The 14,030-nt window shown below is 42.5% G+C and carries 18 protein-coding genes and 2 pseudogenes; 9 read left to right on the plus strand and 11 right to left on the minus strand.

Annotated features, from left to right (window positions below):
- The first annotated feature begins 84 nt into the window (after window positions 1–84).
- On the plus strand, window positions 85–963 hold the full coding sequence (locus LQ901_RS04095) for a LysR family transcriptional regulator (protein ID WP_064977967.1): 879 nt from the start codon (window positions 85–87) through the stop codon (window positions 961–963).
- Window positions 964–1,120: 157 nt separating this feature from the next.
- Here LQ901_RS04095 and LQ901_RS16750 read toward each other — a convergent pair whose 3' ends face one another.
- From LQ901_RS16750 to msrP, 3 genes are read right to left on the minus strand one after another with little or no spacing between them, the layout of a single operon-like run.
- Complete coding sequence (locus tag LQ901_RS16750) at window positions 1,121–1,243, minus strand: hypothetical protein (protein ID WP_255698102.1); 123 nt, start codon at window positions 1,241–1,243, stop codon at window positions 1,121–1,123.
- Between the two features lie 20 nt (window positions 1,244–1,263).
- Entirely contained in the window at window positions 1,264–1,863 is a 600-nt protein-coding gene (locus LQ901_RS04100) for a sulfite oxidase heme-binding subunit YedZ (protein ID WP_233671984.1), read from the minus strand.
- Window positions 1,864–1,876: 13 nt separating this feature from the next.
- Window positions 1,877–2,884 carry a protein-methionine-sulfoxide reductase catalytic subunit MsrP gene (gene msrP, locus LQ901_RS04105; protein WP_064977965.1) on the minus strand — a complete coding sequence of 336 codons (1,008 nt, stop codon included), beginning with the start codon at window positions 2,882–2,884 and terminating at the stop codon, window positions 1,877–1,879.
- 470 nt (window positions 2,885–3,354) lie between these two features.
- Here msrP and LQ901_RS04110 point away from each other — a divergent pair, with 470 nt between their 5' ends.
- Together LQ901_RS04110 and LQ901_RS04115 are read left to right on the plus strand one after the other, a co-directional pair.
- Entirely contained in the window at window positions 3,355–4,071 is a 717-nt protein-coding gene (locus LQ901_RS04110; RefSeq protein ID WP_152136338.1) for a hypothetical protein, read from the plus strand.
- A gap of 115 nt (window positions 4,072–4,186) precedes the next feature.
- Window positions 4,187–4,729, plus strand: coding sequence for a hypothetical protein (locus LQ901_RS04115; RefSeq protein ID WP_064977963.1), 543 nt, complete (start codon window positions 4,187–4,189; stop codon window positions 4,727–4,729).
- 53 nt (window positions 4,730–4,782) lie between these two features.
- On the opposite strand, the pseudogene LQ901_RS04120 reads toward LQ901_RS04115, so the two are convergent.
- Window positions 4,783–5,487: pseudogene (locus tag LQ901_RS04120) on the minus strand (IS1 family transposase).
- A gap of 437 nt (window positions 5,488–5,924) precedes the next feature.
- On the opposite strand from LQ901_RS04120, the gene LQ901_RS04125 reads away from it, so the two are divergent.
- The 4 genes from LQ901_RS04125 to LQ901_RS04140 all read left to right on the plus strand — a co-directional run bounded on the left by LQ901_RS04125 (window position 5,925) and on the right by LQ901_RS04140 (window position 7,784).
- A complete protein-coding gene (locus LQ901_RS04125) occupies window positions 5,925–6,581 on the plus strand; it encodes a hypothetical protein (RefSeq protein ID WP_064977962.1) in 657 nt (218 codons plus the stop codon).
- A gap of 36 nt (window positions 6,582–6,617) precedes the next feature.
- Window positions 6,618–6,809 (plus strand): DUF6402 family protein, encoded by a 192-nt coding sequence (locus LQ901_RS04130; RefSeq protein WP_230405865.1) that lies wholly within the window; start codon window positions 6,618–6,620, stop codon window positions 6,807–6,809.
- A complete protein-coding gene (locus tag LQ901_RS04135; protein ID WP_152136336.1) occupies window positions 6,806–7,225 on the plus strand; it encodes a DUF6201 family protein in 420 nt (139 codons plus the stop codon). The genes LQ901_RS04130 and LQ901_RS04135 overlap by 4 nt, the downstream gene beginning before the upstream one ends.
- 136 nt (window positions 7,226–7,361) lie before the next feature.
- Window positions 7,362–7,784, plus strand: a complete 423-nt coding sequence (locus LQ901_RS04140; RefSeq protein WP_233671985.1) for a DUF6201 family protein — start codon at window positions 7,362–7,364, stop codon at window positions 7,782–7,784.
- A 165-nt stretch (window positions 7,785–7,949) separates the two neighbouring features.
- Here the strand turns inward: LQ901_RS04140 and LQ901_RS04145 are convergent, their stop codons facing one another.
- Window positions 7,950–8,390 (minus strand): hypothetical protein, encoded by a 441-nt coding sequence (locus LQ901_RS04145; RefSeq protein WP_064977961.1) that lies wholly within the window; start codon window positions 8,388–8,390, stop codon window positions 7,950–7,952.
- A 208-nt stretch (window positions 8,391–8,598) separates the two neighbouring features.
- Entirely contained in the window at window positions 8,599–8,676 is a 78-nt protein-coding gene (locus LQ901_RS16855) for an IS1-like element transposase (protein WP_152109529.1), read from the minus strand.
- 236 nt (window positions 8,677–8,912) lie between these two features.
- Here LQ901_RS16855 and LQ901_RS04150 point away from each other — a divergent pair, with 236 nt between their 5' ends.
- Window positions 8,913–9,197 (plus strand): hypothetical protein, encoded by a 285-nt coding sequence (locus LQ901_RS04150; protein WP_064977960.1) that lies wholly within the window; start codon window positions 8,913–8,915, stop codon window positions 9,195–9,197.
- Between the two features lie 81 nt (window positions 9,198–9,278).
- Here LQ901_RS04150 and LQ901_RS04155 read toward each other — a convergent pair whose 3' ends face one another.
- From LQ901_RS04155 to LQ901_RS04170, 4 genes and pseudogenes are all read right to left on the minus strand, one after another.
- The gene (locus LQ901_RS04155) at window positions 9,279–9,488 is read right to left on the minus strand and encodes a superoxide dismutase family protein (RefSeq protein ID WP_197665192.1); all 210 of its coding nucleotides are present in this window, start codon (window positions 9,486–9,488) and stop codon (window positions 9,279–9,281) included.
- A gap of 325 nt (window positions 9,489–9,813) precedes the next feature.
- Window positions 9,814–9,918: pseudogene (locus LQ901_RS04160) on the minus strand (IS1 family transposase); the annotation flags it as partial.
- A 653-nt stretch (window positions 9,919–10,571) separates the two neighbouring features.
- Entirely contained in the window at window positions 10,572–11,714 is a 1,143-nt protein-coding gene (locus LQ901_RS04165) for a phage integrase Arm DNA-binding domain-containing protein (RefSeq protein WP_152136333.1), read from the minus strand.
- Window positions 11,698–11,940: an excisionase gene (locus LQ901_RS04170; RefSeq protein ID WP_152136332.1), complete on the minus strand. Its 243-nt coding sequence runs from the start codon at window positions 11,938–11,940 to the stop codon at window positions 11,698–11,700. The genes LQ901_RS04165 and LQ901_RS04170 overlap by 17 nt, the downstream gene beginning before the upstream one ends.
- A gap of 520 nt (window positions 11,941–12,460) precedes the next feature.
- Here LQ901_RS04170 and LQ901_RS04175 point away from each other — a divergent pair.
- Window positions 12,461–12,934, plus strand: coding sequence for a hypothetical protein (locus LQ901_RS04175; RefSeq protein WP_152136331.1), 474 nt, complete (start codon window positions 12,461–12,463; stop codon window positions 12,932–12,934).
- Window positions 12,935–13,327: 393 nt separating this feature from the next.
- Here LQ901_RS04175 and LQ901_RS04180 read toward each other — a convergent pair whose 3' ends face one another.
- Window positions 13,328–13,996: a LexA family transcriptional regulator gene (locus LQ901_RS04180; RefSeq protein WP_178087866.1), complete on the minus strand. Its 669-nt coding sequence runs from the start codon at window positions 13,994–13,996 to the stop codon at window positions 13,328–13,330.
- Between the last annotated feature and the right edge of the window lie 34 nt (window positions 13,997–14,030).

The raw sequence follows: 14,030 nt of genomic DNA on the forward strand, positions 1-14,030 counted from the left end.
TGTCACTCAAAAATATAATGTGATAAATGTGTCTTTGGTTTGTATATTAAAACCTTATGGTTTCGAATTGGATTGAGCGGAGAGATGGATAAATTACGGAGTATGGAAGTTTTTCTTTTGGCCATGGATGAAGGCTCTTATGCGGCAGCGGCGGACAGACTCGGTATGAGTGCGCAGATGGTTGGTCGCCATATTCGTATGCTAGAGGCGTGGATTGGGGCGCGTTTAGTGAGCAAGACGACGCGCCAGCAGAGTATGACCGAAGCGGGACTGATTTTTTATGAGCGATGCAAGGTGCTATTAGCGGAAGTGGAAGGCACTAAAAATCTGACTCAGGCATTGATGGCAACCCCGAGAGGAAAATTGCGCTTGGCCGCGCCGTTGAGTTTTGGTCAGCACCAGTTAATGCCTTTGCTTACCGCATTTTTAGAGCAATATCGCGATATCAGTGTAGAGCTATATTTGTCTAATCGTCAGATTGATGCGGTGGAAGAAGGTTTTGACGTTGTTATTCGTGTTCCGACTGAATCAGACTCGCACCTGATTTCTCTTCCTCTTGTGGAGCAGCAGTTTTGCTTGTGTGCTGCACCGTCTTATCTTGACCACTATGGCACGCCGCTTCATCCTGATAATCTTAAAGCCCATGCGTGTTTGCATGGCAATTGGTCTGGTATTGAGTGCTGGCATTTTCAAAAAGGGACTGCACAGTTTCAGCATTATCCGCGTAGCCGTCTGACGGTAAATAGCTGGCCTGCATTAAAAGAAGCTACACTACATGGGGCGGGGATCAGTTTGCAGCCACTATCATCGGTAAAGCAAGATTTGGCGAGAGGAACGCTGCGTTGTTTGCTGTCAGAGTTTGTTATTCCGTCGAAGACATTGTGCTTTCTTTATCCTGTCGAGCGACGTGGTGTGCCTAAAGTTCGCGCACTTGGTGAATATCTACAAACGTGTTTTTTATAGCCTAAAAGAGAGAGTTGCCGGCTGGATGGTTAGGCTACAGAGCCCTCGCGCAGTATGAGCGAACTATCCTGCAGCCAAACGACTGCAGGATGAGAATGTGCTACCACTTAGGGGATGATTCCTCAAGTTAGGAATTCACCACCGCCGGCATGGATCATCAAGTATGGCCTTTTACGTCATCCATCGCTAAGCGAGGAGAGATCACTGAATGTTTCAGCAATAACGAGTAAAACTGACTTTTCACCTTCTTGTTGTAGTTGCTGTGGCGGCGATAATTCATTTTAGCCTAACCAATAGGCTTTAGGTTTGACTTCGTTCTTTTAATTTATATTCGGATATAACTTTGTACGTGCATACCAATAACGCAATAGTAAGATATATGTAAGCTTCTGTTTTTCCAGATTTAACAGCCATGATATAGTGAATTGATGTCAATATGGTGGCGATATAAATGAGTTTATGAAGATAGCTCCAGTACTTGCCAAGTATACACTGCGCTTTTTTCGATGACGTTAAAGCCATCAGTAATAGAATTAACCAGCAGATACCACCGATGGCTAAGTACAGTCTAGCGGTTAACTCATTAAAGAACAGCGCAAGGTCGAACCCAAGGTCAAGAATAATATATATAGATAGGTGGAGTGTCGCCCATGTAAAGCAATAGAGCCCTAGTGCTTTTAATTGAGAGAATAAATTATGACAATGGATTACTTTCGATATGATTGGGATAAGTACAATGATGAAAATATAGTTAATGGCTGTTTTCCCGGTGAAGTGCTCCAATTCTTTTATCGGATCGGAGCCAAACCCACCAAGAGTGAGTAAATAAAATAGATGGCAAAACACGAGCACCGATATGCCGTGCGTGATAATAGAGAGCGTTTTTTTCTGCAGTTTCATCAAAACAGTCTCATCAAAAATGTTCCCGTAGATCCATGCCCTGATACAGATGAGCAACCTGCTCGGCATAGCCATTAAACAATAATGTCTTTTTTCGTTGGCTGCTGAATAGGCCACCTTTACCAATGAAGCGCTCACTGGCTTGGCTCCAGCGTGGATGGTCTACATTCGGATTTACATTGGCATAAAATCCGTATTCATGTGGAGCTAATTTATTCCATGATGTGGTGGGTTGCTTATCAGTTAATGTGATTTTTACCACGGATTTGATGCTCTTAAACCCATACTTCCAGGGGACGATAAGGCGAATTGGCGCTCCATTTTGTGGTGATAGCGTTTTTCCATACAACCCGACAGACATAATGGTCAGCGGATTCAGGGCTTCGTCAAGACGTAATCCTTCGGTGTAGGGGTAGTCTATGCCGCCACCGAGGTAGCCATTACGTTGCCCAGGCATTTGTTCGGGTGCATAGAGCGTTTGAAATGCGACATACTTGGCGGTTGATTTTGGTTGTGCAAGTTTAAGCAGCTTAGATAACGGAAAACCGAGCCAAGGGATATTCATTGACCACGCTTCTACACAGCGTAGCCGGTAAATTCTTTCTTCAATATCGAATTTGCTCAAGATGTCTTCATGATAAAGCTTTATGGGGTTATCAACTAATCCATCGATTTGTAGCTCCCAAGGCGATGTTTTGAAGTTAGTCGCCAATTCCGCTGGATCTGTTTTGGATGTTCCAAATTCATAAAAGTTATTGTAAGTCAGAATCTTATCTTCTGGCGTGAGCATATCTTTTAATAATGTGTCTTTAGCACGAGTATATTCTAGTGGTGAGCGGTTATCTGAATTCGCTTTCTCCTTACCCGAAAGGAGATCTAAAACGCTGGCTTGTGCGTTTGTGGCTAGCGGAGCGGTGAGCGCGGTGATCCCAAGTTTAATTAGGATATCTCGGCGTTGCTTAAAAATGTGCTCAGGCGTGACATCGTTTTCTTTTACGCCCCAAAATTTACGTTTCGGCATCCTGACATTCCTTCATGTTTTGGTGATGACTCAAAGTGATGAGCTTGTACGTTTCACGTCGCAGAATCGAGTGACATATCCAGTGCCACTGTAGCAAACCCGCCACTCTTCACGTCACGGCTTACACGTTAAGCGAGGTGTAAAACGCTGTATAGCCACGTTCGCAATAGTATGATCAGCTGATAGTGTTTTGTAAGTAATCTATCTCAGCTAAATTTTTGATGGTGCACTGTTCGTCTCAAAAATAATACCATGCGTATCAATGTTGAGTGAGTTCGTAAATGTCAGATGCTAGACGTCATTACGGGGAAAGTATGGCGAAGAACCTGGTTTATTGGTGTGAGCACATGTGTTGATGCTGTTAATGGCGATAGTGATGGATTACCTAGATTTTTATATAATTAATTTAAGCGCGAGGTAACGAGTGCGATATGATAGGTATTACGGATGATGACTAAGTGATAATGCGAATGAAAGAAACTGAGGAAGTAATTCCGAGTGATTTAGGTGTCAATGAGTCTCATGTCGGCGGCTATGCTAATAATGAATATTTCACTCTACAAAAGGAACCGGTTATCCATGCTTGGATTGCAGAGATACCAAGACCGCATCGAGGTGTGCTTGCATTGAGTCTTGCTCTTTTATTAATGATTTTGGGTGCTATCTTTGATTGGCTAGGCGCAGGTCTTATTACTATTCTCGTTTTGTACGGAAACGGTATCCTTTTAGGTTGCCTTTGCTACTTTCTCGATGATACTGAACTAATACATTACTCAATGACAAATAAAGGGATTTATTTCATTAGAAAAGATTTAATGCAAAAATCGCTTGGCTATGTTGTCATTGCATTATCAATAGCGCTTCCGTTTATGGGTTATTCACTTTACGGTTTATATGGACCTCTTCCTGCTATTTTGGCTTTGGCATGTTGGGGTGGTCTACGATTTGTCGATGTACGAGAAAAACATCGGCATATTGGCATGCTATTTACCGAGGGTAGTGGGAAACTAATGGTGGATAGGACGAATTTCTCAATAGGGATTTTCGGCCGCGATAGTGATATCTGTAATCACATGCTGGTTTATTGCGCATATTATAATTTTAAGCAGATTTATAAAGATGTGAGAGTACGCACGCCAGGCTACCAGATTCATGAGGTGTCAGAAAAAATTAAGGTTAACAGATAATGGATGATGTTTGTGGAGTAATTGCTGGTGGCTATAAATCCGCAGTGATCCGCCTTTTTAAGGCAGCATGTGGTTTTAGTGCAGTCTTAAAGTATAAGTCTGATGGAACATGGTCATGAAAAAGAGAATGTGGATAGCAATTATTTTTGTTGTGTTGCTCTTATGTGCCGAGTTCATGCTCAAGGGTAATGGGATGGGCGCATTTAATAAACAAGTATGGTCAGCCAGTGATTTTGCTAGCCTCATGAAAGATGAAACCATGGTTGAGGTATATAAGCCATCGCCAAAAGAGGTTATAGGTAACGTCGGAATTGAGATAGTTCTACCTGAACCCAACCTGAGAACGGCTACCGTGCAGCTGTCCTCTTACCGATTATATGATAAAGCTCAAAGCAATATATACATTGGGCCATACAAAGAGATTATCGTTTTGGATGCCGACAAAGCTATGTTGGGCGATGGCGGCTCTAAGGATGATGGATACGACGTGCTTGAAATTACATTCATTGATAAAGTGAATTTAGTTACATACACCTGTACGCAAGAACGACCTTTTCATATGTGGAAACTCAATAAGATTGTAACCATTAACTTTCTTTCTCAAAGGAAGTTAGATAAAAATGGTGAGCCATATTGCTATGAGGCTTATGTCAATTAGAGAGCTAAGAATTAGTGAAAAAACTTGCTAAATGTTTAGGGTGATGTATCCAATTAATTAGTAGAATATGTATTTTCGATAAAAGCTCCAATGGCTTTTTCATGAAGTTTAGCAGAGCGGGAGATGCAGATGCTTCTACTAGCTAGACGCTTGATTCAAGTTCTTAGAGTTAGATTGTTGCGCTCAATACGCTGAGTAAAGATCTTGCCGGTCAAGTGCTTCTCTTTAGGAAACACTCTAGGATAGCAGCCCCATTCATCTGTAGTTAGCATATCGATGTTAAAATGGGTGAGCAGAGCCAGTAATTCACGGCTGGTTGAATCGGTTCGTGGATCAAAAGTTGTAGGTCAGTACACCACTTGTTTTTGTGCTGTGCGTGTACCAGAGCCAGTGCAGTCGTACCTTACTACCGATAAAGCTCCATTGTTCGTCAAGCTCATAGATAAGCGCCACATCAGCATGAGCCATCGGAGACGATGTTATTCATCGTGGCGAGAGTTTTTAATGTTCGTACAACAACATTGAGACTAATGGTTAGTACATGCGCAGTATCTCGTATCCCTGCATTATTCATTGCAAGCTCAATAAGCTGTGCTTTTATGCCTGCTGGCAGGCTCGGTATTCATACTCGAGTTAAAAGCTACGGCAACAAGCTTGACTGCGGTAAAGTTGATGTCCGGTGGTTCCCAACCCATGCTTTTCACGGGTTCTATTTGCTGACAAAGTGGACACTTAAGTAAAACGCAATTTAGCTCCATGTTCTTTCTCTCCAAGATCCCGTGGTTTTGCAGCCTTCGCGCTTCTCCCGGCTTGAGGGCCTTTTTTTGTTTTTAGCACTCAACATTCAGTCTTGGATACTTGCCGGTAAAAGCAGGGGGCTCATTGGTATGAGTCATTCCAGTCACCTCAACCACTCTGAGCAATAACTTGCTCAGAACTCAGTGTATTTATCCTTTTGAGCAATAACTGCAACATATTTGATCTGTTTTAAGCCGGTTCTTGCTTGATTTCACTCAGCATAAGAGGGAGTTTGATTAACGTATTGTTTATAAAAGAGTTTTAATATGGCGTAAGTTTTGCATAAGGTGTTCACAATGCTATGAATTTAGGCATGTCGCGAGAGTAGTTATAGCCACTATAGCTACAGCGAAGCTCGTGCAGAAAAAGTGAAGGCTACGGGAGGCAAAGCAGATAGATGAAGAAAACTATTTATATAACAATGTGCCTGCCATTTATTTCTCATGCGGCAAACCTGTTTGATAGCTATGAATCATGCTATCAGGCCTTATCAAATAGGCTATTTCACAGCGACGGTCACGAACTCGAGCCTTTCAGTATGGAAGAAAGTGAAGGTGTTTTTTATGGTTGGAGTGGTTTCGATTCTGGTCGACAGCGTAGTGTTGAATTGCAAGATGGCCAACTGACCATAGACAGTAAACGGTTACCAACCAATTTTGTAAAACCTTTCCCAAGAGAAACAATTGATATTGGTGATCTTGGGTTAGGTGCAAAAGTGTATTTTAAAGATAACTGGGTATGTGTAGAAGGATCTCCTCCTTCAGCATCAGGTACAGCGGTTCGCCATCAGTCGGTATATTTAATCCGAACGGGAAATAATCCTATGGGCTGGAAGCTACCGTCTCTTTTTGCATCTTGCATAGCTGTCCGTGTGAATGGTGGATTGCCCGATTTTGATAGTATTCGATACTTTTACCAGAAAGGTAAAGATCAACCATCAGGAGTGGACTTTACTGAATACAAGATCAAGAATGGATCTTTTTTAGAAGTAGGAAATAAACGTAGGGCAGTGTTTATTGATTGCGGAAATGTGTATAAATTTAGGTTTGAGTGATGTCTATAAAAAGTGGCATTAGGTTTTGAAATGCTAATGTTATTAGCGGTATTTTTATTTGGCTTTCAACCATATGTGAGCAGGGACGTTGCTGTGGATTTTTTTCCGGTTAACAATAGTGATTTTCGTAACTGGCAAGATAAACATAATGCGGGAGGCGATTTTATTGTATTCTCAGATGTCCTCTGGTTAAATCCACTTCCTAATCAACGGATAATTTACTTGTGAAAATTTTATCTGTAATTGTATTTTTTCTGTGTGCAATGTATTGGTTCGCGCTTGCTCATGTGTCTTTGAATTTTTTAGACTCTCCTCCTGAAATAGTTAGGTTTTCAGAAGACAGGCAGTATAGAGTCACTATAAATGATATGTATCCAGTTAACCCTATAGGTTGGTACTGCTTTTTAACTACAGAATCACCAATATATTTCTCCTTGTATGATGCCGAAAATAATTACATAGGGCAATCATCACCTTTTTCATGTTATGGCCACTGGACTGCTGGCTATTTGCTATTTCCTAATGAATCGAAAGCGTATGGGGATGACGGGTTTGTTGTTCTTGATGATAGTAATAATGGCGAGCTAAATATCGGAATTAGGCATAAACGATGGTGGAGTTGGTGGTTTGGTTTGTTTCATTGATACATGAACTGTTGGCGAGGTTGTTCCAGACTACAGTAGTGACTTTCTTGATTGGGCAAGATAAACGTGATGCGGGGTTTTATCGTGTTCTTCAATGTACTTTAGTTAAGTCCACTTCCGCATCAGCGAGTTATTTATGAAGGGTGTTATTAAGTTATTAGCAGTCCTATGTGTTATTTATTGGTTGCTGCTTGCCCATGTCTCATTGGGTTTTCTAGATGACGCACCACCTATTAGCAAGTTTTCAAAAGATGGAAGGTATAAGATTGTTTTTGAACCAGTGCATCCAGTTAATCCAATTGGTTTATACTGTCTTTTATCTGTAGATTGGGCGCCTATATATTTCGTGCTATACGATTCGAAGGTTGGGTATATAGGTCAGTCTTCACCTTTTTCATGTTATGGGGCATGGCGAGATATTACTTATAGATTCCCCAGGGAAGAATTTACATTGGATGAAAATAGCTTTGTTGTGTTTGATGATGAGTATGATGGTGAGCTTAATATCAGCACTATAAATAAGAGATGGTGGAGTTGGTGGTTCGGTGTATTTCACTGAATTCCTCCATCAGCTGACTAATGACTGCGTTACGCAGGCTTTCAAGTCCAAGGACTACAATCAGCCGATTGATCAAGCGTACGACGGTGTTAGTGAATCAGATAAGTCGAAGTCGCTGAACAGGAATAACTCTATATCTGTAAAGTTATAAATCCTTAGAGCTCACTAAAAAATACACTTTTTCATGATGGTGTTTTTATTGCTCTTTGTGTCCACTATGAAATCAGGCTGTGTATTCCACACATACTCTTTCTTCTTCATATCAAAAAAACCAAACCAATTAACGACAAGAACTCCATCGTTCACAGTCAATTTAGCAATCGGTTTATCTAGGGAAATAGATGGCCAATCTATCTTTTCATTTCTTGACTCCAATATATCGATAAAAAACAGCTCAGAAGAGTTTTTTGTTAACTCACTTAGTTTCGCAGAAATTAATAGGTTGTTATCATTAACATTTACTCTGGCCTCACTCATATCAGACACGATTACATAGCCACCAAACCCACCGCAATTGACAGACCAATAACCCATGTATGGGCTGAACTTAGCATTAGCCACGCAAGAGAAAAAAGTTAGCAATATAACTAAAACTCTACCTATCATTATTTAACAACTCCAAATAAAGACTTTATAACCAGTTGCAGTAGCTTCCTTGGTATTGACTTTAAATTAGTGGCAATGATTGACCGTCAGATACCCATCGATGATATTACCTTGTGTTTCTTCTGATTTTGAGAGGAAAATTGCTCTACTCACTTTGGAATCCATAACCAAGCTAAACGTATTGCACCAGCTGTTTCGGTCCCATTTTTTAGATGGGGTGGGCGGTATTAAGACTGGTGCCAAGGGCTCGGGCGGTGTCACGGCATCCGGAGCCGTTCATTGCCACTTCTTATCCAAAAAACAAATAATACAAGACTAATTTAGAGTTACCACCTTTATTTCTGATATATCCAGGCTGCTATGTTTAAGCTGTTTGCTCACAAATGCATTACTTGTGAGTTATGGCATAACGCTCATTTCGTGGATTATCTCACGTTACAAATTGAACATTACAAAGTGTAGTATTCATGGGTAGTATGATGGATGAGCTTATCAGGTTGGATGTAGTTAGGAGATATTTGCATGGGACGCAGAAAATCGACTATTGATAATGCCTTGGATGCCATTCTTGATGTTACTGAGGTGTTCTGGCAGGTCGGAGCGATAGTATCTATATTGCTGGCTATCGTGACTTATGGAACCGCGCGGTATGTGCATAGGTTGAATTCATATACAGCGACAGAGATGATGGCCATCTTTGATGGATTTCTGTGGTGTGCGTACATACTACCTATTGCGACTGGCGTGTTTAGCTTGGTTTTTGGTGTGAAGGCGTTTAACACCTATGTGCGTGAAAACTGGATGTAGTTCCGAATAAGTGAAAATTTAGCTAAGTGAAATTAAGCAGTCCAGCAGCGGTATAACTGTAGGATTAGAAAAGGTCGTAGTTTAGGAAATTACACCGCAAATTAGGCGCTCACCATTACTACCTAATGGCTTTGGATGGTCTGAGTGATCATCGCCACCAGTATGAGTCATCAAGGCATGATCTTTCACATCATCGCTTTTTAAGCGATACGAGAGGGCAGGGGAAGACCCATTGTTGCGGTGATCGATGTAGAGTGCCAGCAAATCACCGAGGTGATTATCATTGCTCATAGATACTCATGCTTGTCTGTGTTTTTAGAAGCGTAGTGTCCACCTGCTGTATCACCAAGAACGGTTTTATCGCCTTTAGTTGAGCTATCGTAGGATGGGGACGTACGTACGTGGAAGCCGTACAGTCCAGAAGGAACTCCTTTCAGATCAGGAGTGAATACAGTGTCGTATTTACTCTCAGAAATCGTTGCGGCCTCACGCTGTTACCTGACTGAGCTCTTCCACGTCAACGGAGATGCCGTTGGCATGTGCCGCGAGCGAAAACATACCTAATGCAGCTAGCAGTAATGTACTTTTCAGTGGTTAATTTTGTAGTGACTTCAACTTAGTGGAGATGGTTCATTGTCAGATACCAGCCACTTAACTTCACGTGCATTTCTTCTGATTTGGAGAAGCAGATTGTCCTTCGGGTAAGCCGCTTAAGGTGTGTAATGCCATGGCACTTATTTAGAGTTACTCCCCACACTTTATGGCACGATGAAAGTGCTGATTGGATATAGAGATCAGTAACTATCTAGAGTTATGCTGGAGATGGTACGTGTTGATGAGTTATGTAAATATGCCGTGAGTTACACCGACATGTCTGCAGCAAATACCGCTGCAATTCAAGAGTTGGTCGCAATGATGGAAACATTGCAAGATAAGGTTGAGTCACTAATGTCAGAGAGGAAAGACCGTTTAATTGTAACCTAATGATTTTAAACTAATTTTTAATTTCAGATTTTGAGGTCGTTACGGACAAAAATTTTGGCTGTTTTTATGCAAAATCACGTCTTAAAGTGAATTGAAATTCATTGATGTGAAAAATTTTTTCTCCAAAACTAATTTTTTATCTTTATTAATCAAAAGCTTAAAATCACTCGAAATTCTTACTGCATAAGAAAATTCGTCAGATTTCCCTTTAAAATCATATAGATAAAAAAAAGAGGCCTGACACGATTCCTGTATTTGGCCTCACTTTTTCTATGCAATACGAAACCCTTTTAGATCAAGGGATTGATAGCACTTTTTGATGTCTTGTGAATAATTCTCCAAAACGTTCTCCAAAACTCCCTCTCCAAAACCATAGTCAAACGTTGGGGCTCACAGCTCCACAAACGTGTACGATTTCCCTCTAGCATCACCGTACTTAACAGTCATTGCAGCGTTCTTGTGGCCCAGCAATTTCTGGGTATTTATGCCTTGTTCTGCATATAAACGCTGAGCCAGTGACCGGATTTCATGGAAGGATGCCGGCTGTTTATTCTCCCAATCCAAGGTGCATTTATCGCGAGCTCGAGCAAAGGCTTTTGACACAGTGCCCGGGTCTTTGATGGCTGAACCATCGGCTGAATGAATCAGGTATTCGTAAGGACTGGTACTTTCCTGTTCGATGATTGCGAGTAGCTCTCTGAGCGACATATCAACCGCGTCCAGACGGATATCCAATGGAATGGCAATCTTGGCACCTGTCTTTTGTTGTTCCACAAACAGGTGGCGGTCATCGATGTCACTCATTTTGATTTTTATCAGATCGCCTTCACGCTGCGCAGTGAGTAGGGCAAGCATGATGACATGCGGTACCCATGGCTTTCTGGCCAGTTTCTTGGACTGCTCATAAATCACGACGAACTCTTCCAAGCTAAGGCGAGAGCGCTGCACTTTCACATACGGCTCACGGGTGGACTCCGCAGGGTTGTAACCCACTGGCACATCACCACATGCTTGGGCCTCTTTGAAGATGTCGATGCAGACCTTACGGATAATGCTGGCCTGAGTGTTTTTTCCTTGGTCTTTGGCCGTGTTGATGAGTAGGTTGATATCCAGCACATCCACAGACGGCATTTCTTTCGTACCCAGCATCTGACGCATTAACCGAACCGGCAGGTTCTTCTGGCGTAGTGTGTTGTACTTGATCTGGCCGTTCTCCAGCTTCTCTGTTTGGATTGCCATGTATTTATCCAAAAACGAGTCTACCGAAATTGCCAGTGGCGCCCCCAAGTCTGCAGCAATCAGTGGTTGGCGCTGTCTGGCAATCAGGTTTATCTCGGCTTGCTTGATGCGCACCTTAGCAACGTGGGCATTAGCCTCAATCGCCATAGCCTTTGCTTCTTCCTCATCAGTACCCAAACCATAGAACTTGTTATCCAGAGGATTCTTGTACTGCCAGTAGGTGCGGTTGGTTCGTTTGTCATGCCGGCAGTACAAGTTCGGTATGGTCAGGGTTGTTTTACGCGGACGGGCCATTAGCAAAGATCCGTTTTAGGATTGGATTGCTGGTGGTTGGAATCTCTGGCTGTACCAGCTGCCCGACGTAGAGGGCATCAGGTTCGACAAACCAGCGACGCCCGGCTTTCTGGGGAGATGGTTGGATAAAGCCATTTTTGGCCCAGCTGTAGAGTGTCGCACCGCACGGCGCGTACTCACCGAAAACAGATGTAGCCCACTGCTGAAGAGTTACGAGTCTAGCCATTTGGTGGTCCTCCTCAGTAGTGAATGCCGTTCATGGGGTTGTAGTTCGAGATATGCATGCGCGCTACCACCGTTGTACGCCAATGCCTTAGCCGATATAATTTCAGCTAAGACTTTGGCTTGTGATTGGGTCATTGTTCTTGCCTTGGGGATTCTGTTGGTCGCAGATTTCCCGTAGAGACCCCGCTTCGGCGGGGTTTTTGCTTTTTAGCGGTTAACTAAATCTCGTAGTTCAAACTGAATAACTCTCCTTTAATAGTTGGTCATCGCTATTTTGAAATCGGATTCAACCGAGGCTAGTGCCTGTCTTTTATCCACATCAGGCTCGGTGGTTCCGGCTATTCCCCAACAGCCAGGAATTAGGTAATCTGACTTTCCCCAACAGTCGATAGGAGTCTTTAGTTTTGAATACGAAATTATTCGCTAGCGGGACGAAAGAGTTTAAAGATCATGCGCCTCGCAGCCCAAGACCGGCCCCTAAACCAACACCGCCAAAGCCCTAATAAACTGAGGTAGTAACAATGGAACGCCACGATATAGAGTTTGATATTGCATACTCTTATCATCTTGAGAGTATGTTCAGTACGATCACTGGACGAATTGATCGGCTTATCACCTTGATCATTATCGTGGCGGGCTTTAGCGTTTTCAGTTCAATATCAGGTTATGCTTGGTTTGGCATTTTGATTGCTGTTCTCTCTGTAGCTCAGATTGTTTATCAGTTTGCTCGAGTATCAGGTGTCTCAGAGAACCAAGCCGGAAAGTATCTATCTCTTTCGGTCGATAGCTCTGAACTCAGTGATGCTGAACTCAAGGCTCGCTTCAAAGAACTGCAAAAGTCAGATTCAAAAGCGTGGGGGGTTCTAACTCACGTTGCTTACAAGCGGGCTTGCATTGTGCTTGGCCGAGAAGACACCACCGCTAAATTAACTGTCATCGAATCTTGTGCCGCTTGGCTTGCTGGTGATTTACCAAAAGAATCGAAATCAGCCTGACTGATTTAACTGTTGGGTAAGACAGATTGTTAAAGAGCAATATTACCTATTCACGCAGGTTGTATACCTGCTTTCCATGGCGTTCCTCGTCACCGCATGTAATCGTTACTATTCCTGTTAAGACTTTGGCTTGTGATTGGGTCATTGTTCTTGCCTTGGGGATTCTGTTGGTCGCAGATTTCCCGTAGAGACCCCGCTTCGGCGGGGTTTTTGCTTTTTAGCTATCTAAAAGACTTTTACAAACTCCTTTATTTAGGAAAACCTAAGATTTTCTGGTTTAGAATTTAGGTATTCCAAAGGTTTTTGTCAATCACATTTCTTAGGTTTTCTTGAGTTTTGGTGTGTGGCTATAAAAAAACCCGCGCTGTGGCGGGTTTCCTTATGAGTGGACGATCAGTATTTTTTTCTTTTTCGCCGGTATTCCATCATTGTTCCAATGATCCGAATCTCTTGCTTATCAGAGCGCATCTTTGGGTAGTTCTCATTGGATGGGACTAACTCGAAGTACTCAACTCCTTGATCATTAAATCCTTTAGGCCGATAACGTTTGAACGTTGCTTCGTCTTGACCATTTTTCGCAACAACGAAATCACCTGGTAACGGGTCTACATTAGGATCAATAACAAGAACGTCTCCCTCTAAGAAATCAGGGGCCATCGAATCGCCAACAACGACTAAACCAAATGTATTGTCGGAATAATCCCAGTCAGCCTCTATCCATTCAATGTTTCCGTCGTACATCCTATAGTCACTTGCCTCTTTCCACGCACCCGCTTGTACATAATTTAGTACGGGAACTCTTCTACCTGTCAGCGGGGTAGAAGTAACGTTTTCATGCGGGCTGTTGCTCCCATGCAGAATATAGTCTGCCGTAACACCTGTTAACTTACAGATATTATTTAAGTTATTGCCTGACGGTTCGGTTATGTTCCGCTCCCAGTCAGAGACGGTTGCACCCGTAACCCGCTTTTCTAAACGCTTGCCGAACTGTTCTTGGGACAGTTTTAACTTCTTACGTTCAGCCTTGATTCTCTCTCCGACTGTAGATGGTTTTATCGTCATGGCGGCATCCATCAAAAGCAATGTGTTTAGGAAA

It is taken from the genome of Plesiomonas sp. PI-19 (assembly GCF_021368255.1).
GTDB classification, from domain to species: Bacteria; Pseudomonadota; Gammaproteobacteria; order Enterobacterales; family CAMTGL01; genus Plesiomonas; species Plesiomonas shigelloides.